This window comes from Microtetraspora malaysiensis (assembly GCF_050947145.1).
GTDB lineage: Bacteria > Actinomycetota > Actinomycetes > Streptosporangiales > Streptosporangiaceae > Microtetraspora_A > Microtetraspora_A malaysiensis.
In genome coordinates, this window is the sequence record NZ_CP191998.1 from 8,326,234 (window position 1) to 8,348,379 (window position 22,146).

General features: G+C 66.7%; 17 protein-coding genes. 13 read left to right on the forward strand and 4 right to left on the reverse strand.

Going from position 1 to position 22,146, the window contains the following annotated elements; all coding sequences use genetic code 11:
- The first annotated feature begins 90 nt into the window (after positions 1-90).
- The 3 genes from ACQP1V_RS38835 to ACQP1V_RS38845 all read left to right on the forward strand — a co-directional run bounded on the left by ACQP1V_RS38835 (position 91) and on the right by ACQP1V_RS38845 (position 2,008).
- Entirely contained in the window at positions 91-267 is a 177-nt protein-coding gene (locus ACQP1V_RS38835) for a DUF6104 family protein (RefSeq protein WP_169806502.1), read from the forward strand.
- 233 nt (positions 268-500) lie between these two features.
- On the forward strand, positions 501-1,274 hold the full coding sequence (locus ACQP1V_RS38840) for a DUF4097 family beta strand repeat-containing protein (protein ID WP_433415932.1): 774 nt from the start codon (positions 501-503) through the stop codon (positions 1,272-1,274).
- Entirely contained in the window at positions 1,271-2,008 is a 738-nt protein-coding gene (locus tag ACQP1V_RS38845) for a helix-turn-helix transcriptional regulator (RefSeq protein ID WP_433415935.1), read from the forward strand. The genes ACQP1V_RS38840 and ACQP1V_RS38845 overlap by 4 nt, the downstream gene beginning before the upstream one ends.
- Before the next feature lie 251 nt (positions 2,009-2,259).
- On the opposite strand, the gene ACQP1V_RS38850 is transcribed toward ACQP1V_RS38845, so the two are convergent.
- Positions 2,260-3,222 (reverse strand): zinc-binding dehydrogenase, encoded by a 963-nt coding sequence (locus ACQP1V_RS38850; protein ID WP_433415938.1) that lies wholly within the window; start codon positions 3,220-3,222, stop codon positions 2,260-2,262.
- A 119-nt stretch (positions 3,223-3,341) separates the two neighbouring features.
- Positions 3,342-3,797 (reverse strand): SSI family serine proteinase inhibitor, encoded by a 456-nt coding sequence (locus tag ACQP1V_RS38855; RefSeq protein WP_433415941.1) that lies wholly within the window; start codon positions 3,795-3,797, stop codon positions 3,342-3,344.
- A gap of 203 nt (positions 3,798-4,000) precedes the next feature.
- On the opposite strand from ACQP1V_RS38855, the gene ACQP1V_RS38860 reads away from it, so the two are divergent.
- From ACQP1V_RS38860 to ACQP1V_RS38900, 9 genes are all read left to right on the forward strand, one after another.
- Positions 4,001-5,098 (forward strand): trypsin-like serine peptidase, encoded by a 1,098-nt coding sequence (locus ACQP1V_RS38860; protein WP_433415944.1) that lies wholly within the window; start codon positions 4,001-4,003, stop codon positions 5,096-5,098.
- 612 nt (positions 5,099-5,710) lie between these two features.
- Positions 5,711-6,883 (forward strand): trypsin-like serine peptidase, encoded by a 1,173-nt coding sequence (locus ACQP1V_RS38865; protein WP_433415947.1) that lies wholly within the window; start codon positions 5,711-5,713, stop codon positions 6,881-6,883.
- 552 nt (positions 6,884-7,435) lie between these two features.
- A complete protein-coding gene (locus tag ACQP1V_RS38870) occupies positions 7,436-8,662 on the forward strand; it encodes a trypsin-like serine peptidase (RefSeq protein WP_433415950.1) in 1,227 nt (408 codons plus the stop codon).
- 629 nt (positions 8,663-9,291) lie between these two features.
- A complete protein-coding gene (locus ACQP1V_RS38875; protein ID WP_433415953.1) occupies positions 9,292-10,548 on the forward strand; it encodes a trypsin-like serine peptidase in 1,257 nt (418 codons plus the stop codon).
- A gap of 560 nt (positions 10,549-11,108) precedes the next feature.
- Positions 11,109-12,311 (forward strand): trypsin-like serine peptidase, encoded by a 1,203-nt coding sequence (locus tag ACQP1V_RS38880; RefSeq protein WP_433415955.1) that lies wholly within the window; start codon positions 11,109-11,111, stop codon positions 12,309-12,311.
- A gap of 1,030 nt (positions 12,312-13,341) precedes the next feature.
- Positions 13,342-14,580, forward strand: coding sequence for a trypsin-like serine peptidase (locus ACQP1V_RS38885; protein ID WP_433415958.1), 1,239 nt, complete (start codon positions 13,342-13,344; stop codon positions 14,578-14,580).
- A 530-nt stretch (positions 14,581-15,110) separates the two neighbouring features.
- Positions 15,111-16,391: a trypsin-like serine peptidase gene (locus ACQP1V_RS38890; protein WP_433415961.1), complete on the forward strand. Its 1,281-nt coding sequence runs from the start codon at positions 15,111-15,113 to the stop codon at positions 16,389-16,391.
- 897 nt (positions 16,392-17,288) lie between these two features.
- Positions 17,289-18,479: a trypsin-like serine peptidase gene (locus ACQP1V_RS38895; RefSeq protein ID WP_433415964.1), complete on the forward strand. Its 1,191-nt coding sequence runs from the start codon at positions 17,289-17,291 to the stop codon at positions 18,477-18,479.
- 123 nt (positions 18,480-18,602) lie between these two features.
- Positions 18,603-19,703, forward strand: coding sequence for a trypsin-like serine peptidase (locus ACQP1V_RS38900; protein WP_387415084.1), 1,101 nt, complete (start codon positions 18,603-18,605; stop codon positions 19,701-19,703).
- An 83-nt stretch (positions 19,704-19,786) separates the two neighbouring features.
- Here the strand turns inward: ACQP1V_RS38900 and ACQP1V_RS38905 are convergent, their stop codons facing one another.
- Complete coding sequence (locus ACQP1V_RS38905; RefSeq protein ID WP_433219088.1) at positions 19,787-20,971, reverse strand: NAD(P)-dependent malic enzyme; 1,185 nt, start codon at positions 20,969-20,971, stop codon at positions 19,787-19,789.
- Positions 20,972-21,205: 234 nt separating this feature from the next.
- On the opposite strand from ACQP1V_RS38905, the gene ACQP1V_RS38910 reads away from it, so the two are divergent.
- Positions 21,206-21,796, forward strand: a complete 591-nt coding sequence (locus tag ACQP1V_RS38910; protein WP_387415088.1) for a CGNR zinc finger domain-containing protein — start codon at positions 21,206-21,208, stop codon at positions 21,794-21,796.
- Here the strand turns inward: ACQP1V_RS38910 and ACQP1V_RS38915 are convergent.
- Positions 21,742-22,065, reverse strand: coding sequence for a S24 family peptidase (locus ACQP1V_RS38915; RefSeq protein ID WP_433415967.1), 324 nt, complete (start codon positions 22,063-22,065; stop codon positions 21,742-21,744). The two genes, ACQP1V_RS38910 and ACQP1V_RS38915, sit on opposite strands and share 55 nt — an antisense overlap.
- Between the last annotated feature and the right edge of the window lie 81 nt (positions 22,066-22,146).

Consider the following 22,146-nt stretch of genomic DNA (forward strand, 5'->3'; position numbering starts at 1 on the left):
TCGTCCGGGCCCACGGCATCCCGAGAGAAGTCCCCCACGGCCGGTCCGCGGGGGACTTCCCCTTTATGGAGACGATCAGGAGCGAGGTACATGTACTTCACCGACAGGGGCATCGAAGAGCTCGCCGACCGGCGCGGCGACGAGGAGGTCAGCGTCCGCTGGCTCGCGGAGCGGCTGCGCGAGTTCGTCGATCTCAATCCGGAGTTCGAGACCCCGATCGAGCGGCTGGCCACCTGGCTCGCCCGCCTCGACGACGAGGACGAATAGGCCCTCCCCGCGGCCCGGTCGGCCGGGCCGCGGGACGGGACGCATCTCACGTAAGGATCCAGCTCCGGCGAAGGCGACAAAACGCGATACATCTTGACTTTCGGCAGACACGACATATCGTGTCTTGTGAGGGTTGGTCGCCGATCCCACAGAGGCGGCGAAACATCACGTCGAAAGGGCGGGCCATGTCCCACTGGCTGATCGAGAAACCCGGGCAGCTCACATTCGGGCCCGTGTCACAGTTGAGCGTGCGCATCGTGGCCGGGCAACTGACTGTGCTCGCCAGTGACGGCCCGCCGACGCTGGAGGTCAGCGACACCGGCACCCCGCCCCTCGTGGTCACGCACGACGAGGACGGCCGGCTCACGGTGGCGTACAAGGACCTCACCTGGGACGGCGTCCTCGGCTGGCTGCGCCCCGGGAAGCGCGTCACCGTCGCCACGCTGACCGTGCCGAAGGACTGCCCGGTGCAGGTCGGCGTGATCTCAGCGTCCGCGGTCGTGGCCGGCTTCGAGGGACGTACCAACGTCAAGAGCGTCTCCGGCGAGATCGTCCTGGACGGCGTGACCGGCGATGTGAGCGCCGAGACGATGTCGGGCTCGGTGGAGAGCCGCGGCCTCGCCGGTGATCTCTCGTTCACCAGCGTCTCGGGCGAGCTGACCGTCGCCAACGGAAAGCCGCACCGGCTGCGCGCCAACACGGTCTCCGGCCGGATCACCGCCGACCTCGAACTCACCCCGACCGGCCACATCACGCTCAACAGCGTGTCCGGCGACATCGTCGTACGGCTCCCGCAGTCGGTGGACACCGACGTGGCGCTGCGTTCCGCCTCCGGCGACCTCCACGCGGCGTTCCCGCACCTGGAGAGCAACGACCGGCCGGGAGCGAAGACGCTCACCGGACGGATCGGCGGCGGCATGGCCTCGGTCACGGCGACCACGATCTCCGGCGACGTCACGCTGCTCAGCAAGGAATCCGCGAACCATCGGAACGGAGAGTGGGCATGAGTCCCGTCTTCGGGCATGGCCGACTTCGGCTGTACCTGCTCAAGCTGCTCGAAGAGAGCCCCAAGCACGGCTACGAGGTGATCCGGCTGCTCCAGGACCGGTTCCTCGGGGTGTACTCGCCGTCTCCGGGCACGATCTACCCCCGGCTCGCCCGGCTGGAGGAGGAGGGCCTGGTCACCCACGAGGTGGTGGACGGCAAGAAGGTCTTCACACTCACCGACAAGGGCCGGGCGGAGCTGAACAACCGCCTCGACGAGCTGGCCGAGCTGGAGCAGGAGATCACCGCCTCGGTGCAGGACATCGCCCGCGAGGTGAAGGAGGACGTCCGCCAGACGGTCCGCTCGCTGCGGCACGAACTGACCCAGATGGCCAAGGACATCAACCAGACCGGCAGGCGGGAGACCCGCGACACCTGGCGTGAGCAGAAGGACGAATGGAAGCGTCAGCGCCAGCAGCAGAAGGAGGAGTGGAAGCGCCACACGCAGCAGTGGCGCGCCGAGGCCGAACGCTGGCAGCGTGAATGGGACCGCATCTGGGCGGAAACCTGGTCCCTGGCGGGTCCGCCCCCGTCCCACGGCCGGGCGGACGCCGAGTTCGGGCAGATGCTGGCCGAGTTCGTCGCACAGGTCCAGCGTGAGGCTCATCAGGAAGGGATCAGCGAGCACGCCCTCGACGAGTGCCGGACGATCCTGGACGAGGCCGCTGCCCGCATCCGCGACACGCTCCGCTCCTGAGCACCGCCATGTACGGCTGGCGCAACCCGTTCCTGCCCGCACACCCCCCACCGGGCCTGCTCAGTGTTCAGGTGAGCGGCTACGCCGCTCCCCCTTCCGGCTCTCCGCACACCGGGGAACGGGAACGGGGCGTCCCCGAGAGCGGCCACACGCGACCTGATCGCGCCGTGCCGCCCCCTCGGGAACGCCCCTCCCCGCCCGGCGGATCACGTTTGGGCAGATCTCACCTGGGCCGAGCGCGGACCGAGAGATCACACGGTAAAGACGATCTTCCCGAAGACGTCGCCCTCGTGCATGGCGGTGAACCCCTCCTCCGCCTGCGTGAGCGGGAGCACGCGGTCGATGATCGGGCGGACGCCGGTCTGCTCAAGGAAGACGGCCAGCCTGGCGAGCTGCTCCCTCGTCCCCATGGTGGAGCCGATGATGGAGCGCTGCAGGAAGAAGACCTGGGCGAGCTGCGTGGGCGCGACCAGGCCGCTGGTCGCTCCGCATATCACGATCCGGCCGCCGGGCCGCAGCGAGCTGAGCGAGTGGTCCCACGTCGCCGCGCCGACACTCTCCATGACCGCGTCGACCCGCTCGGGCAACCTGGCCCCGCTCTCGAAGACCTGGTCCGCGCCGAGTTCGAGGGCCCGCGCCCGCTTCTCCTCCGAGCGGCTCGTGGCCCAGATCCGGAAGCCGCCGGCGCGTCCCAACGCGATGAGCGCGGTCGCCACCCCTCCGCCCGCCCCCTGGACCAGCACCGTCGACCCCGGCTCCAGCGCGGCCTTGTCGAACAGCATCCGGTAGGCCGTCAGCCAAGCGGTGGGCAGACAGGCGGCCTCCTCGAAGGAGATCGCGGCCGGCTTGGGCACGAGGTTCCGCTTCGGGACGGCCACCTTCTCGGCGAAGGTGCCGTCGTGAACCTCTGAGAGCAGCGTACGCCGGGGGTCGAGCGTCTCGTCCCCGTTCACCGGAGTCCCGATCACCGAGTGGACGATGACCTCGTTGCCGTTCTCGTCCAGTCCCGAGGCGTCGCAGCCGAGGATGATGGGCAGACGGTCCTGGCGGACGCCGACGCCCTTGAGCGTCCACAGGTCGTGGTGGTTGAGGGCCGCGGCCTTGACGGTGACCGTGGTCCAGCCGTCGGGGACCGTGGGATCAGGGCGCTCACCGAGCGTCAGCCCCTTGAGAGGGTTGTCAGGATCGGTCTGCGTGGCGGTTACGGCGAACATGCCCGAACATTACTCCGTTCACCTATCAAGATCGCGCACGCCCCGGACGCGGTCGGCCCCGGACACGGCAAAGGGGCCCGGCGGGCGGTGCCGGACCCCTTTCACGCACGGCGGCTCGCTCAGAAGGCGAAGATGGCACCTGTCGTCGCGCGGAGCTGGCAGGAGTTGCCGTACGTGCGCTCGAACCTGATGTAGGCGTCGTTCCAGATCCCGTAAGCCGTCACCGTGACCGGGTCGAAGATCATCGGACACGCGACGGCCGGATCGGGCTGGAGCTTGGCGGGATCCCCGCCGACCCTCTCCAGCGTCGGGCACACCCTGCTGGGCGCCGGGTGCGTGCCGCGCGTGAAGGAGCAGTTCAGCAACGCGTAGCGCTGGGGCGGCGTCCCGGCCTGCCCCTTGGCCACGGTCACCACCAACGCTTTGGTCCGCGGCTTCATAGGGTGGACCCTGGTGACCGGTACGTCGGCGTTGGCGTCCGGCCCCCACGGAGGTGGGACGGTGGCGGCGACGGCGGCGCCCGCAGGGCTGATCGCGACAGTCGTGAAGGCGAGAAGTGCGAGAAGTGGCCTCATGTCAATCCCCCGGATTCGGCTGACGACAGCCTGTCCGGCCGACCCCCTCGGATCAAGCGCCCACTCCGCGCCGCTGGCGAAATCTGACGTCTCGCGAATACCATCGGTTCCATCAGTTTCATAACAACCAGGTCACGAAGCTTCGCGTGCTCTATGCTGATCTGGAAAAATCACCCCTTACCACCCAAGAAGAAGGGCAGACAGTGTTTCGGCGACTCACATCCGGCCTCGTCGGCGGCCTCGCCGCGGCGAGCGCGGTCGCCGTGCTCTCCGTCCCGGTGCCCGCCACACCCGCCGCCGCTGTGGCCGCGTCGGTGCCACCGAAGTCCCTGAAGGGTGATGTCAGCTCCTACGCCCTGGCCGCCACGCAGGCGGACATGCTCAAGGTCGCGTCGTACTGGAGCCCGGATCGGTTGAAGCGGGCGAGCAGCTACGAGCCGAAGACCAAGCCGTCCCCCACGGCCTCGGCCACCACGTCGGCGGCGGAGCTGGGCAAGGCGTCGGCCCCTCTCCGCGCCCCGGCCATCGCCCCCACGCCCGACGCCCCGCCCATGGTGGGGAAGGTCTTCTTCAAGGTCGACGACAAGGAGTACTGGTGCTCCGCGTCGGCGGTGCATTCGGCGTACAAGAACCTGGTCGCGACGGCGGGGCATTGCACCTACTCCCTCGCGCGGGACAAGCCGGTCGAGAACTGGATCTTCATCCCGTCGTACGCCAACGGAGCGACGAGCGCGGGCATCTTCGTCGGGCACACGCTCTACATGCACCAGGACTTCCAGGGGCAGGGCGACTTCGACCGGGATTACGCGTTCGTCACCGTCTATCCGGGCTTCACCTGGCAGCCGTACACCGAGGCGGGCAAGGTGAAGTATCGCTCGGTTTCCGTGGGCCCCCTTGAGGACCGGGTGGGAGCGTTCCGCTTCGCCTGGAACAAGAGCTCCGGCCTGAATGTCCGGGTGTTCGGCTACCCCGCGGGCGCCCACCCGGACGGCAGCCGGCCGTACAACGGGCAGGAGCTCAAGACCTGCTCGAACGCGACCGAGAAGAAGACGGTCAGCGCGCCCACCTGGCAGCTCGAACACGGCGTACGGCTGGCCGGCTGCGGCTTCACCTCCGGGGCCAGCGGCGGCCCCTGGGTGATCGGCTACGACAGCGTCAAGCACACCGGCTGGATCAACGGTGTGACCAGCCTGACCTGGAACCTGAACGGGGACGGGAAGGTCGACGCCGTCTCCACGCCGTACTTCAACACGATCGCCCAGCGCGTCTACCTCCAGGCCGCACGCCAGGCCACCTCCTGACATCTCCCGCCGCGCCGCCCTGATCGGGCGGCCGGCGGCCCCACGGGAGCTTTCCTCCGCCGCCACTCCATTTCGCCCCCGCAGCGCCGGCGTCAGCCAGTACGCGGGGGCGTTCCAGTGCGCACACCTCTGCCGCTGCGCGTCCATCGCAATCAGCGGCCGCACGGCGCTGCGTGAACACGCCCGACCATGAGCCCGCGCCAGACAACCCGTGGCGCGGGGCGTGCGTGCGACGCGGGGACCGTTCCCGGCAGTTGCGAAGAGCCACCCCTCGGGCTAGGAATTCCTTCCCTTCTGGGGCAAGTTAGACGTGATCTTCAGACGATCGGTGCCGGGGGATTTGTGTGATTTACGTCACACAGCCGAGCGAAATGATCTCGAGATCGGGACCGAAACCTCGGATCGTCACCAGCCGATCACCAGCGCATACATCACGAAATGATCTCGCAAGTGACACCGGTTGTGGAAAATCACGGAAACGTCACGGCTCCTCCGCCGGAGAAACCGTCCACAACATGGCCGGGAACCGCAAGATCTCGCATGTAGTGTTTTGACCATCCCTTTACTGACGGATGTGACGTTCTCGCGTCTATCGACAGCGCAAGGAGCTCCATGAACACCCGAGTCAAGCGCCTGGTTCTCCCTCTCGGGGGGCTCGCCGCCGCCGGCCTCATCGGCAGCACCCTCGTGGCACCCGCCCAGGCCGCTGGCGACACGGCTACCGACCCGCTGGCCGCCAGCGGGATGGCCGCCAAGAACGTTGTCGCCTTCTGGCTGAACCAGAAGGCCGCCAATCTGGTCAACGCCTCGCCGTACGAGACCCAGGTGGTGGCGAAGCACATCTCCAAGGGCGGCCCCTCCGCGGACAGCAAGCCCGGCCTCATCTCGCCGATCGGCAAGGGCGGATCCGGCACGTCCAAGAACGTGAACCTGCCCAAGACCACCGGCAAGGTGTTCTTCACCGGCTCCGACGGCCGGCCGCACTGGTGCTCGGCCACGTCCCTCCAGGCGAAGTACCGCAACCTGGTGGCCACGGCCGGCCACTGCGTGTACGACACGGAGTCGAACAAGGCCACCCTGGACCGCTGGGTCTTCATCCCCGGCTACTACCAGGCCAAGGCGCCGTGGGGCATCTACGTCGGCAAGCAGGCGTTCACGCACTACGACTTCGACGTCTACGAGGACGGCGACCGCGACTACGCGTTCGTGACGGTCTACAACGGCCTCAAGGCCGGCTCGGGCACGAGCTGGTTCGACACCGCGGAGTGGAACTGGCAGGAGGTCAACAAGGCCACCTACGACAAGTACAGTCCGTACATCCGCAAGTCGACGGGCGGCAAGTACTACGTCGTCAGGTTCACCGACGTCGGCCGCCTCGGCGACAACGTCGGCGGCCAGGGCCTGGCCTACAACCAGAAGCTCGGCAAGAGCGTCTACGTCTTCGGCTACCCGAGCGGGTCCCACCCGGACGGCAACTACGCGTACTCCGGCAAGACGCTCAAGTGGAGCTACGGCAAGACGTTCGCCGCCAAGGCGCCCGAGGTGAAGGCCGAGGAGCTGGTGGGCGTGAAGTCCTCCTTCACCGGTGAAGGTTCCTCGGGCTCGGCCTGGCTGTTCAACTACAGCAGCGCGCGCCGCATCGGCTACCTGAACGGCGTCACGAGCGGTGTCGCGGACACCGACGGCAACGACCGGATCGACACCAGCGTCTCGCCGTACTTCGACGGTGAGCTCTACGGCATCTACAAGGCCGCCGCGAACGTCTGGTCCGGCAGCATCGCCTGACGCGAGAGAAGGGCCCGGCTCCCAAGCCGGGCCCTTTTTCATGAAATTTATAGATAGACCGGTAAACCGCTACCAGCCGCAAGACGTCACTGTCCGTTTAGCGGCATTCTGCGCCATTTGGAATGAAGTGGGCCGTCGGTGGGCGGGTCGCGCCTGAATGACAGCTGAATGTCAATGTCAGTTCACAAAACCGCAGCTCAACGCATTGACAGTCCTGTCTGGCGGAGTCAGGGGCGGCGAGGCGAAAGGTCCAACCTGAGTCCATCCTGTGTGATTTGCGTCACATGGAGACTTGTGGGGTCGCAGTAGCGAAATGGCGGACGTGTCGCAGCAACTAGCACCAAAGGATCATCTAGCTGCGGCGATATCTACAGCCTCGCCTCACTCGCCGGACGGCCGACCAGGTCATGATCGACGAGGTGACCTAACCCGCCGAGAAATGCTGGCTTATGCCGGTTTTAAGGGGACTCCGCCGGTTGTATGGTTCCCCCATCCCTTTACTGACGCATGGGACGCAAGAAGCGTTCCACGACAGCCCAAGGAGTTCCCCAAATGAAGCGCACTCTCGCCTTCGGTGGTCTCGTCGCCACCGCCGGCCTCCTGGCCGCTGGCCTTGCCGCTCCGGCCCAGGCCACCGGTGACGTCGCCACCGCCCCTCTGTCCTCCACCGGCGTCGCGGCGGAGAGCGTCGCGGCCTTCTGGCTTTCTGAGCACGCGGCCAACCTGATCGCGGCCACGCCGTACAACGCCGAGACCAAGGTCGTCGCCAAGCACGTCTCCAAGGGCGGCCCGGCTCCCGACAGCAAGCCGGGCGTCGTGCCGGCCATCGGTGACGAGAAGAAGGCCGTCGCCAAGTCGAAGAACGTCAACCTGCCCAAGACCACGGGCAAGGTGTTCTTCGCTGACGGCTTCAAGAACGTCGGCACCAAGGAGAAGCCCCGCTACGAGGCCGTCAACCCGCACTGGTGCACCGCGACCTCGGTTCAGTCGCAGTACAAGAACCTGGTCGCGACCGCGGGTAGCTGCGTCTACGACACGGAGTCCAACAAGTCCACGCTGAACTACTGGGTGTTCGTGCCGGGTTACTACCAGGGCAAGACCCCGTTCGGCGTCTACGTCGGCAAGCAGGCCTTCACCCACTACGACTTCGACGTCTACGAGGACGCGGACCGCAACTACGCCTTCGTCACCGTCTACAACGGTGTCAAGCTCGCCGGGGACGGCCGTTCCTACGAGCTCAGCGCGACCGAGGTCCCCGAGGCCGAGTACATGGCCAACCTGAAGAACTACCCGACCCGTCTCGCGGGCGTGGAGATCAAGGACGGCAAGACGCACTACTACGTGTGGAAGTTCGCCGACACCGGCGCCCTGGGCGCCAACGTCGGCGGGCAGGGCCTGGCCTACAACCAGAAGGTCGGCAAGCCGGTCTTCGTGTTCGGCTACCCGAGCGGCTCGCACCCGGACGGCAACCACGCCTACTCCGGCCAGACCCTCAAGTGGACCTACGGCAAGACCTTCGCGGTCCAGGCCCCGGAGATCAAGGGCGAGGAGCTCGTCGGCACCAAGTCCTCCTTCACCGGTGAGGGCGCCCTCGGCTCCGCGTGGCTGGTGAACTACAACAATGGCCGCCGCGTGGGTTACCTGAACGGTGTGACCATCGGCGTCTCCGACACCGACAGCAACAACCGTTACGACACCAGCTTCTCCCCGTACTTCGACGGTGAGCTGGCCGGCGTCTACAACGCCGCCAAGAACCTCTGGTCCGGCTCGATCGCCTAGTCTCCGCTCTGCGGAAACACAGCGGTCTAACGAGAGCAGGGGTCCAAACCCTTCTCTCACAGGGGTCCAAACCCTGATCCATACCTGTTTCATCGAAGGGCCCGGCTCTCCAGCCGGGCCCTTTCGTTTTTTGTTGCATTCCAATTTGTGACGGACCCTAAAAACACCGCCCGCTTTCGAACTCGGCGACCGAGACCCAGTCAACACCTATCGACAGGTCCGAGACATCGGCCACGGCCTCCGATCATTTCTGCAAAAGTTTCCGGGCCGCGAGGTAAACCAGCCCTGGCAACAAAACGACACTGTCCGAATTTCACTACCGACCAACGGGCCGATAATCCCGTGATTTAGCTCACAGACACAGTCTGACAAATACCTTTGCATGGAGACGACAACGATGGGAAGAAGTGCCTCTATACGCCTCCATCTGCGGGAACGCACCCCTGGCCCAATGGTGATCGGACGACACGGACTCTTTCGCCGTGTCATCTTCAAAGAAAGGCCGCCAGGCCTCCCGGAAAGCCATTTTTAGGTCTTTCTTATGGCGATCGGCTGGGCTATCTTTTCGGCATCCCTTTCCTGACGCATGGGGCAAAAGAAGCGCCCCACGACAGACCAAGGAGTTCCCCATGAAGCGCACTATGGCTTTCGGTGGCCTCGTCGCCACCGCCGGCCTGCTGGCCGCGGGCCTCGCCGCCCCGGCTCAGGCCGCCGGCGACGTCGCCAGCGACGCCCTCGCCACCAACGGCATGGCCGCCTGGAACACCGTCGGCTACTGGTTCGCCGAGCACCGCGCCAACCTGATCAACGCCACGCCGTACAACGTCGAGACCAAGGTCGTCGCCAAGCACGTCTCCAAGGGCGGCCCGGCTCCGGACAGCAAGCCGGGCGTCGTGCCGGCGATCGGCGACGAGAAGAAGACCGTCGCCAAGTCGAAGAACGTCAACCTGCCCAAGACCACCGGCAAGGTGTTCTTCCGGGCCGCCGACGGCAAGCCGCACTGGTGCACGGCGACCTCGGTGCAGTCCGCGTACAAGAACCTGGTCGCGACCGCGGGTCACTGCGTCTACGACACCGAGTCCAACTCCAGCACCATGCGGAACTGGGTCTTCGTGCCCGCTTACTACCAGAGCAAGACCCCGTACGGCATCTACGTGGGTAAGCAGGCCTTCACCCACTACGACTACGACGTGTACGAGGACGCTGACCGCGACTACGCGTTCGTCACGGTCTACAACGGCCTCAACATGCCGCACGACGGGATCAAGAAGTTCTCCGACGTGCCCGGCGCCTGGCAGGAGGTCTCCAAGGAGACCTACGACAACTTCCCGAAGTGGTTCAAGGACTGGGACTTTGAGGAGTTCCGCTGCCACGTCGGCCTGAAGTACTACGTCTGGAAGTTCGAGGACACGGGCGCCCTGGGTGCCAACGTCGGTGGTCAGGGTCTGGCCTACAACCAGAAGGTCGGCAAGCCGGTCTTCGTGTTCGGCTACCCGAGCGGGCAGCACCCGGACGGCAACCAGGCGTTCTCCGGCCAGACCCTCAAGTGGACCTACGGCAAGACCTTCGCGGTCCAGGCCCCGGCCATCAAGGGCGAGGAGCTCGTCGGCACCAAGTCCTCCTTCACCGGTGAGGGCGCCCTCGGCTCCGCGTGGCTGGTGAACTACAACAACGGCCGCCGTCTCGGCTACCTGAACGGTGTGACCATCGGCGTCTCCGACACCGACAACAACAACCGTTACGACACCAGCTTCTCCCCGTACTTCGACGGTGAGCTGGCGGGCGTCTACAACGCGGCCAAGAACCTCTGGTCCGGCTCGATCGCCACGCCGTTCGAGTCGCCGGCGATCCCGCGCGCCAGCGAGTCGCCTGCGCCGCCCAAGTAAGCAGCCTGTCGGTTAGTTCGTTCAGAAAGGCCCGGCCACCGGCCGGGCCTTTTTGGCGTTTCAGGAAACGAACGATGACGTGCCTCGGCCCCGGCCGCATGAGCCCGCCGGAATGGCAGCCCGGCAGTGCAGTCGCCCGGGCCGACGATGCGGACTACTTCGGGGCGCAAATCATCGCACTGAGTGATCATCCAAATTCGGACCGGCAACAGAGATCGGCCGAAGTTCGCGCTTAGACGCGACTCACGTCGATACGGTGCCCCGGATTCGCTGTGATCTACACCACAGGCTTTCCGAGACGCCCCGGCGCCGCTTCACAGAGACCTCGACCGCGGAATCTCGCGACAGGGCGACGAGCAGCGAAAACAAGAGCGTCCGAAACCTGACTAATCGCCTTTCGTCGAGTCAGCCAAGTAACGGGATGATCTCGCCGTTCCGCGTCGTCTCAAGGCGATGGTTTGGGGGGTTTCCACGGCAAGATCGCGCTGTATGTTTTGGCCATCCCTTTACTGACGTCTGGGACGCAAGAAGCGCCCCACGACAGCCCAAGGAGTTCCCCAATGAAGCGCACCCTCGCCTTCGGTGGCCTCGTCGCCACCGCCGGCCTCCTGGCCGCCGGCCTCGCCGCCCCGGCTCAGGCCGCCGGTGACGTCGCCAGCACCCCGCTGGCCACCACCAAGGTCGCCGGCAAGAACATCGCCGCCTTCTGGCTGGCGGAGAACGCCGCCAACCTGATCGCGGCCACGCCGTTCAACGCTGAGACCAAGGTCGTCGCCAAGCACGTCTCCAAGGGCGGCCCGGCTCCGGACAGCAAGCCGGGCATCGTGCCGGCGATCGGCGACGAGAAGAAGGCCGCCGGCAAGTCCAAGAACGTCAACCTGCCCAAGACCACCGGCAAGGTGTTCTTCTCCGACGGCTTCAAGTGGGAGAAGGGCGCTGACGGCAAGTTCCACGTCAAGGCCGTGAACCCGCACTGGTGCTCCGCCACCTCCGTGCAGTCGGCCTACAAGAACCTGGTCGCCACCGCGGGTAGCTGCGTCTACGACACCGAGGCGAACAAGGCCACCCTCGAGAACTGGGTCTTCATCCCGGGTTACTACCAGGGCCGGACCCCGTGGGGCATCTACGTCGGCAAGCAGGCGTTCACCCACTACGACTACGACGTCTACGAGGACGCCGACCGCAACTACGCCTTCGTGACCGTCTACAACGGCATCAAGGCGCTGAACGGCAACCCGGAGATCGGGAAGAAGGAAGTCTCCAAGGCGGAGTACGACCAGTACAAGCCGTGGGTCCAGCTTCCGGTCGAGGACGGTAAGTACTACGTCCGCTCGTTCGTCGACGCCGGTGCCCTGGGCGCCAACGTCGGTGGGCAGGGCCTGGCCTACAACCAGAAGGTCGGCAAGCCGGTCTTCGTGTTCGGCTACCCGAGCGGCTCGCACCCGGACGGCAACAACGCGTACTCCGGCCAGACCCTCAAGTGGACCTACGGCAAGACCTTCGCGGTCCAGGCCCCGGCCATCAAGGGCGAGGAGCTCGTCGGCACCAAGTCCTCCTTCACCGGTGAGGGCGCCCTCGGCTCCTCCTGGCTGCTGAACTACAACAACGGCCGCCGCATCGGCTACCTGAACGGTGTGACCATCGGCGTCTCCGACACCGACAACAACAACCGTTACGACACCAGCTTCTCCCCGTACTTCGACGGCGAGCTGGCCGGCGTCTACAACGCTGCCAAGAACCTCTGGTCTGGCTCGATCGTCTAGTCTCCGTTCGCGGAACACGGCGATCCCGTGAGAGCAGGGGTCCAAACCCTGCTCTCACCCTCGCTTCATCGAAAGGGCCCGGCTCTCCAGCCGGGCCCTTTCGTTTTGCCCGGAAGCCATCGATGCTGACCAGGTCCAGTTCGCCGCGATCACGCCTTGGAGGGTCGCGCGCGCTGTCGCCACGACTACGTCGCGGCAGTTGCCGCCGCACCCATGAGCGGCCGCGATGTCAGCGGCGCACCGCGCCACCGAGCGGCGGCCAAGCACTGCGACTCACCAGCCTCGCCAGGTTCCCTGAACCCCACGGCCATGGCACCGCTTCGCGATCACCGTGGCGGTCGCGGTCTCTGTCCGCCGAGGAACGTCCCGTCGGTCCCTCTACGCCCTGGCGGTTCTTCCCGACAGGAGCGGCGGCTCCGCCGGGGACGGTGACGCAGGACCTAAAGTCGCGGCATTCCGGACAGCCCGGACGAGGGCACCATCCTCCGAGAGTCGGCTCGATCGTCGCCGGGGCAGCCCGCCCGCTGGGGATTCGCCACCGGAGACGCCTCCTTCCCCGCAGTTTTGGACAGCATCAAATAGGCCACCTTCCGCGACCGCTGATCACAATCAGAGCCCCGACAGCGCCCCGACAGAGTGCGACGAGCCCCGTTCGAATGAGGATCCGGCGAACCACCCCCGGAGGCGTCGCACCCTCAGGGGCGCGTTAGACGCGAGAGGGGCTACTTCGGTGCCATGTCGGAAATGTGTTTTACATCACACAGCGGTTTTTCAGGGTCTATCGATGTAACGACTTCGCCGCGACGATCTCGCCCCGGATTGCGGCGTTGATCTGCGGAGATGAAGATCACCCGATCTTCTGGATCAGATTCGAACGTAAGGTAACGAAAAGATCTCCGCACTTTGCGAGGCGATCCACTGCAACCCGACAGCTTTCGCCACGCAAGATCGCGCCGGTATCTTTCCGGTCATCCCTTTACTGACGCATGGGACGCAAGAGGCGTCCCACGACAGCGCAAGGAGTTCCCTCATGAAGCGCACCCTCGCATTCGGTGGCCTCGTCGCCACCGCCGGCCTCCTGGCCGCCGGCCTCGCCGCCCCGGCCCAGGCCGCCGGCGACGTCGCCAGCACCCCGCTGGCCGCCAACAAGATCGCCGCGCAGAACATCGTGGCGTTCTGGGCGGCGGAGAACGCCGCCAACCTGGTTCAGGCCACGCCGTACAACGTCGAGACCCAGGTCTCGGCCAAGCACGTCTCGACCGGCGGTCCGGCTGCGGACAGCAAGCCCGGCGTCGTCCCGGCCATTGGCGACGAGAAGAAGGCTGCCGCCAAGTCGAAGAACGTGAACCTCCCGAAGACCACCGGCAAGGTGTTCTTCATCGGCGCGGACAAGAAGCCGCACTGGTGCTCCGCCACCTCGGTCCAGTCCGGGTACAAGAACCTGGTCGCGACCGCGGGTCACTGCGTCTACGACACCGAGTCGAACAAGGCCACGATGGACCACTGGGTCTTCGTCCCGGGTTACTACCAGGGCAAGACCCCGTTCGGCATCTACGTGGGCAAGCAGGCCTACACCCACTACGACTTCGACGTCTACGAGGACGGCGACCGCGACTACGCGTTCGTGACCGTCTACAACGGTCTGAAGTTCCCGGCCGGCGGCTTCAAGGACTTCAAGGGCATGTCCCGCGACGAGCGGAAGCAGTACGCGGGCTTCCAGCAGGTCGACAAGGCCACGTACGACGCCTACGTCGCGGCGGACACCTCGAAGGGCCGCCACGGCAAGGGCTACTACGAGGACAAGGACGAGAACGGCAACACGGTCTACTTCGTGTGGAAGTACACCGACGCCGGTCGCCTCGGCGACAACGTCGGTGGCCAGGGCCTGGCCTACAACCAGAAGATCGGCAAGCCGGTCTTCGTGTTCGGCTACCCGAGCGGCGCCCACCCGGACGGCAACCAGGCCTTCTCCGGCAAGACCCTCAAGTGGAGCTACGGCAAGACCTTCGCAGCCACCGCGCCGGCCATCAAGGGCGAGGAGCTGCAGGGTGTCAAGTCCTCCTTCACCGGCGAGGGCTCGCTCGGCTCCGCGTGGCTGCTCAACTACAACAACGGCCGCCGCGTCGGCTACCTGAACGGTGTCACCATCGCGGTGGCCGACCGTGACAACAACAAGCGGATCGACACCAGCCTCTCCCCGTACTTCGACGGCGAGACCTACGGCGTCTACAGCGCGGCCAAGAACAACTGGTCCGGCTCGATCGCCTAGTTCCCGGCCTGCGGGAACCAGGTGGTCACGGGTCAGGGGTCCAAACCCTGCCCCAACCGCTTGACTCACACAGGGTCCGGCTTTCAGCCGGGCCCTGTGCCTTTCTCTGGAGACGCCTGAGTGGAACGGCGGGCGCGCCGCCTCCCCACTCTGTATGCTCCAGACAACTGAAGGCCCCGGGGCGTCCGCCCCGGGGCCTTCGCCGTTCCGGAGGCCCTTAGACGTGACCACACGTCGGTTCGGTGCCATCCAAAGGATGTGATTTAGGTCACACGGTCCATGATCCCTGGCCGTGGCGTCACATCATCACCAAAGCGAGCGCTTCACTCTTGATCTGCCCATATGCCATCCGGCGGGCAAAAGACCGCCTTCCGCAAGAAGGTAACGGAACAATTACACCGAGTGGGCGGCGGAATGGCCCGGTTGAAGTCGCTTCCACGCCGGAAGAGCGCGGCTGTATCTTTCCCGCAGTCCTTTACTGACGCATGGGGCGCATGAGGCGCCCCACGACAGACCAAGGAGTTCCCCCCATGAAGCGCGCTCTCGCGTTCGGCGGTATCGTCGCCGCCACCGGCATGCTGGCTGCCGGCCTGACCTCCCCCGCCCAGGCCGCCGGCGACGTCGCCAGCAAGCCGCTCGCCTCCACCGGCATCGCGGCGAAGAACATCGTGGCCTACTGGTACGCCGAGGACTCGGCGAACCTGAAGGGCGCCACGCCGTACAACACCGAGACCAAGGCCGTCGCCAAGCACGTCTCCAAGGGCGGCCCGGCTGCCGACAGCAAGCCCGGCATCGTGCCGGCCATCGGCGACGAGAAGAAGACCGTCTCGAAGTCGAAGAACGTCAACCTGCCCAAGACCACCGGCAAGGTGTTCTTCAAGGGTGGCGACGGCGAGAACCACTGGTGCACCGCCACCTCCGTGCAGTCGGCCTACAAGAACCTGGTCGCGACCGCGGGTAGCTGCGTGTACGACACCGTGTCCAACAAGGCCACGATGGACTACTGGGTCTTCGTCCCGGGCTACTACCAGGGCAAGACCCCGTACGGCATCTACGTGGGCAAGCAGGCCTTCACCCACTACGACTTCGACGTCTACGAGGACGCTGACCGCGACTACGCGTTCGTCACGGTCTACAACGGCCTCAAGACGCCCCACGACGGCGTGCCGCACGGCAACGACGTGCCGAAGAAGTCGGACAACGGCGGCACGGGCTGGGCGAACATCGGTGGCTGGCAGGAGGTCACCAAGGACGTCTACGACCAGTACCGCGGTTGGGACACCTTCATCGGTGACACCGCCTCCGTGTACGGCCCGGACTACGACGACTTCAACAAGAACGGCAACCGCACCGAGGAGTTCCAGCACTACTTCGTCTTCAAGTTCGTGGACGCGGGTGCTCTGGGTGCGAACGTCGGCGGGCAGGGTCTGGCCTACAACCAGAAGGTCGGCAAGCCGGTCTTCGTGTTCGGCTACCCGAGCGGGCAGCACCCGGACGGCAACCACGCCTACTCCGGCCACACCCTCAAGTGGACCTACGGCAAGACCTTCGCGGTCCAGGTTCCGGCCATCAAGGGCGAGGAGCTCGTCGGCACCAAGTCGTCGTTCACCGGTGAGGGCGCCCTCGGCTCCGCGTGGCTGGTGAACTACAACAACGGCCGCCGCGTCGGCTACCTGAACGGTGTCACCATCGGCGTCTCCGACACCGACGGAAACAACCGTTACGACACCAGCTTCTCCCCGTACTTCGACGGCGAGCTGGCCGGCGTCTACAACGCGGCCAAGAACAACTGGTCCGGCTCGATCGCCTAATTTCCGCTCGCGGAAACACGGCGATCCGAGACAGGGGTCCAAACCCTGCTCTCACAATCGCATCACCCGCAGGGCCCGGCTCTCCAGCCGGGCCCTGTGCCTTTTCTGCGGCGCCTCCACCGGAAAGCACGAGAAGCGCCACAGGAAACGCGGCAAGGACGTCCCCGGCCTTTTATCCCGGCCATCCCACGCGGGCGGGGCTGGTATCCGTGAGCGAGCCGCAGGGGTGTCGAGGAGCTGTTCAAGCTCCTCCGGACCTGGCCCGGACGGAGGGCCAAGTGCCCGTGCCAGCAGGGACAACTCGGCGAAAGGCCGGCCGTGGGATCGGAGGGCGGCCCCGTTCCACACCTCTTCCACGAGCTCACGTCATTTCGTCGAAGCATCGGCGAGCCGGCGCCGACAACCGCTACGTCGCCGACGATTCTTCGCGGCGAAACCTCCACCGCCTCAGCGAGGAAATTGCGAAATAACGGCCCTCGTTCAACGGCGCCACGCCACGCGCTGCACCTGCCGGCGGAAACCCTTCCACCATCATCGACGGGCCTGACCACCCGCCCCCGGTCCTTACTGAAGTGGAAACTCTTCCAGCCTCGCGCGACCGCAACCGCCATCCGTTCTTATGTCAGCGGAAAGTCGTCGGTGGAAGGCCCCGCCGCCGACCACTACGCGGGTCCGGAAGGCCACCCTCGACACGTGGGTCTTCATCCCGGGCCACTACCGGGGCGACCCGTGTCGCGCGCCCGGCACGATCTCGTCCGGCACGCTCCGACCGCCTGAGCACAGGGCCTGGCGCGCAGCCAGGTTTTGTGCCATGCCACGGCAAATGAACGGTAATCTTCCTTTTTACCGAGGCAAAGGGCGCTGCGGGCGTCCACGCAGAGAGCGCGAGGAGCGTCCGTGAAGCGCGTCGTCCTGGCCGCCACGCGTACGGCGGCCGCCGCCGGGGCGCTCTGCGCCGCCACGCTCGTCACCTCCGGCGCGCCCGCGCACGCGTACGACATCGCCGCCACCCGCCCCCTCGCCACCGAGGCCCAGGTCCCGTCCGTGCTGGCGTACTGGCTCGGCGGCGACGGCCGCGCCCTCGCCGCCGCGACGCCGTACGCGTTGCGCCTCAAGGTGAGCGCGCGGCAGACGGAGCGCGGCGCGGCGCCGGACGGCAAGCCGGGCGGCGTACGACCCGCCGACAGCGGGTCGGCGCAGGAGAAGGCCGGGCAGGGAAAGACCGCGGCCGGGAAAACCCCCGGCGCGAAACCGGACGGCGCGAAACCGGACGGCGGCAAGCCGGCCCAGGACACGACCGATCCGGACCGGACGGCACAGGACGGGAACCGCACCGCCGCCTCCAAGAACGTCAACCTGCCCCGGACCACGGGCCGGGTCTTCTTCGTCGGATCCGACGACAAGCCCCACTGGTGCTCGGGCACCTCGGTCCAGGGCCCGCACCGCAATCTCGTCGCCACCGCCGGGCACTGCGTCTTCGACATAGAGACCGACGGCGCGCCGATGCGGAAATGGATCTTCATCCCCGGCTACCAGCCGGGCGCGGCCCCCTTCGGCGTGTACGCCGGGAAGCAGGCGTTCACCCACCACGACTTCGCGACGTACCGGGACCTCGACCGCGACTACGCCTTCGTCGCCGTCCACAACGGCCTCGCGCCGCAGCCCTCGCGCGCCCCGGGACGCGTCATCAAGCTGGCCGACGGCGGCCGGCTCGGGGACGGCGTCGGTGGCCAGGGACTCGCCTACAACCAGGAGATCGGCCGCAGGACCGTCATACTCGGACACTCCGCGCCGCCGGTGCGCGGCGCGACGTTCCGGCTCCAGGATCCGTCCATCCGCGCGAACGCTCTGCTCGGCCTGAAGTCGTCCCGGACGACCGATGGCTCGTCCTGGCTGATCGGCTACCGCAAGACCGGACGGCTGGGTTATCTGAACGGTGTCGCCATCGCCACGTCCGGCGGCGCCGCCGTGTCGCCCTACTTCGACAGCGAGCTCTTCAGCGTCTACGTCGCGGCCCGGAAGGTCCGCTCCGACGCGGTGCCCGGCGGCGTCTTCCGTGACGGCGCGAACGAGATCAACATTCTGTAACAAACCGCTCCGCATATATCGGGACATGAGGGCCCCTAATTGGGTGCTGTAGGTTTTTTACCATCCCTTTACTGACGATAGGGGCGCAGTAGCGGCCCTCATCAGCGCAAGGAGCGAACCCTCATGCAGAAGCAGCTGCTTCTCCCCCTGGGCGGCCTCGCCGCCACCGGCCTTCTGGCCGCTGCCCTGGTCACCCCCGCCACGGCCGCGTCCACCGTGTCGAAGGCCAAGCTCGCCTCCCCCGCGAACGCCGCGGACATCATCGACTTCTGGACCACCGACGGCGGCGCCAACCTCAAGGCCGCCAAGGCATACGGCGCCGAGCACAAGCGCGTGCCGAAGCACGTCTCCACCGGCGGACCGGCCGCCGACGGCAAGCCGGGCGTCGTGCCGGCGATCGGCGACGAGAAGAAGGCCGCCGGCAAGTCCAAGAACGTCAACCTGCCCAAGACCGTGGGCCGCGCGTTCTTCGTCATCGACGACGAGCTCTACGCCTGCTCCGCGTCGGCGATCCAGTCGCAGTACCGCAACATGGTCGCCACCGCCGGCCACTGCGTCTACGACATCGACACCAACCGGCAGACCGTGAGCAAGTGGGTCTTCGTCCCCGGCTACTACGACGGCAGGGCCCCGTGGGGCGTCTACGTCGGCAAGCAGGCGTTCACGCACTACGACTTCGACGTCTACGAGGACCTCGACCGCGACTACGCGTTCGTCACGGTCTACAACGGCATCGGGTACGACGCCAAGAAGGACGCGTTCGTCGACCTCGGCCCGCTCGGCGCCAACGCCGGCGGCCAGGGCTTCGCGTACAACCAGAAGGTCGGCCAGCCGGTCTTCGCCTTCGGCTACCCGGCCGCGCCGCACGACGACGGCAACTACGTCTTCACCGGCCAGAAGATGAAGTGGTGCTACGGCAAGCCCGTCTACCCCATCGTCGAGAGCAGCGTGAAGGTCGAGGAGCAGATCGGCCTCAAGTGCTCGATGACCGGCGGCTCCTCCGGCGGCCCCTGGATCCTCAAGTACAACAGCAACCGTCGCCTCGGCTACATCAACGGCGTGACCAGCCTCGGTGGCGACACCGACGGCAACCACCGCAGCGACATGATCACCTCGGCCTACTTCGACGGTGAGACCTACAGCGTGTACCGCGCCGGCTTCTCCCTCTGGTCCGGCTCGCTGGTCAAGAAGGACGGCTCGATCGGGATCACCGAGACGAAGTAACGCGGCCATCCTCCGCGCTCCCTTCTGGGAACGACGGACATGAGACGGGGGCCCGGCCACATGGCCGGGCCCCCGTTTCGATGTCAGCGGCGGGCGACGCCGTCCAGCCGGGCCTGCTCGGCCACGGCCGCGATCACGGCGGGCGCGACGCGGGGGTCGAACGGTGACGGGATCACGTAGTCCTCGGACAGCTCGTCCCCGACCACGGCCGCCAGCGCGGTGGCGGCGGCCACCTTCATGTTCTCGGTGATGGTCCTGGCCCGGACGTCGAGGGCGCCGCGGAACACGCCCGGGAAGGCGAGCACGTTGTTGATCTGGTTCGGGAAGTCGGACCGGCCGGTCGCGACCACGCGCGCGTGCCGCCGGGCCACCTCGGGGTGAACCTCCGGCGTCGGGTTCGACAGCGCGAAGACGATCGCGTCCGGAGCCATCGACACGATGGCCTCCTCGGTCACCGTGGAGCCCGACAGGCCGATGAAAACGTCGGCGCCGCTGAGGGCCTCCTCGGTGGAGCCGGTGAATCCGGCCTTGTTCGTGTCCCTGGCCAGGGCCTCCTTGACGGGGTTGAGGCCGTCCCGCCCGGTGTAGATCACTCCCTTGGAGTCCGCCACCGCGACGTCACCGATGCCCGCGCCCAGCAGGATGCGCGTCACCGCCACGCCGGAGGCGCCGGCGCCCGCGATGACCGCGCGCAGGTCCCCCAGAGAGCGGCCGGTCAGCCGGGCGGCGTTCTGCAGCGCCGCGAGGGCGACGATGGCCGTGCCGTGCTGGTCATCGTGGAAGACCGGAATGTCGAGCAGCGAGCGGAGCCGATCCTCGACCTCGAAGCAGCGCGGGGCGCTGATGTCCTCCAGGTTGATGCCGCCGAACGAGGGCGCGAGCCGGACCACGGTCTCGACCAGCGCGTCCACGTCGGTGCAGTCGAGGCAGATCGGCACGGCGTCGACGCCCGCGAACTCCTTGAACAGCAGCGCCTTGCCTTCCATCACCGGCATCGCGGCGGCCGGGCCGATGTCGCCGAGGCCGAGGACCGCGGTGCCGTCGGAGACCACCGCGACGACGTTCGACACCCAGGTGTAGTCGTTCACCAGCTCGGGATTGTCGGCGATGGCGGTGCAGACCCGGGCGACGCCCGGCGTGTACGCCAGGGACAGATCGTCAGCGTCACGGACCGGGATGGTGGAGCGGACTTCGAGCTTGCCGCCGCGGTGCAGGGCGAACGCAGGATCGACGTCGAGAGCTTCCAGAGAAGCGGGAGTAATAGTCACAGCGACCCCAGTGTCACGAGGAGTTCCTTCGGTAGACGCCGCAAGAGCGGTCCAGCCCGGGCTTCGGTAGCCGCCCGGCGGCCGTCGCCGTTGACGGTCGTCTCTTTGGGGGGTACGGGGGTCACCCGTTGTTTGATTGTGCCACATGATGAGATGGCGGCCCTCGAGGCGCGAGGGTTAACAAAGTGTCAGTTTTATTGCGTATGCAACAGTAGCCGCGGCATGTAATACTCGATGTCCGGTCTGATCACTTACAACCGTGGGTCGCACGTGGACTTCACCTCATATGCCAAGCTCGCCGTACTCCTTGTCAACGAGCACGACCGGCTGAGATCCCTCGATTCCCTGCGTGAACTGCTCGCCGAAACCGGCCGAAAAGAGGCCGCCGCGCGCGCCAACCGCCGAGATCTCGACGCCATCTGCGAGCTGCGTGAGGAGCTGACGGGCGTCTTCGAGTCCGCGGCGAGGGGCGACGGGGCCGACGCGGTCGAGCGGCTGAACGGCCTCCTCGTCCGTCATCCCGTGCACCCGCAGATCTCCGGCCACGACGACCAGCCGTGGCACATGCACCTGACGGAGGGCGGACGGGTGGCCGACACCCTCGCCGTGGGGTCGGTCATGGGCCTGGCGACGGTCGTCACCAGCCTCGGCATGGACCGGCTCGGCATCTGCCAGGCGCCGCTCTGCCGCAACGCCTACCTGGACACCTCGTCGAACCGGTCGCGCCGCTACTGCTCGGAGCGCTGCGCCAACCGCGTCAACGTCGCGAACTACCGGGCGCGCAAGCGCGGCACGGCGAGGCGGAAGGCGACGCGCGGCCAGTAGCGCAGCACCACCCGTCCGACGATGTCGGACTCCGGCACCGCGCCGAAGTCCCAGCTGTCCCGCCGTCCCGGCGCGTTCTGGTTGTCGCTCTCGAGCCACCAGCCCTCGCTGGTACGGCGGAACGCGCGCTTGACGATCAGGCCGTGCGGCCGCCGCGCCACCACCAGGTCGCCCTCCCGCACGGCGGCGCCGCGCCGTATGAGCAGGCAGTCCCCGGGACGCAGAACGGGCAGCATCGAGTCACCGACGACGCGGACCGTGGTGAGCACATCCCCCTCCACACGTAGATTTCCAAGACGAGTAAGGTCGGTACCTGGACAGTGCTGTCACAGCATTAAGGAAGGATTCCG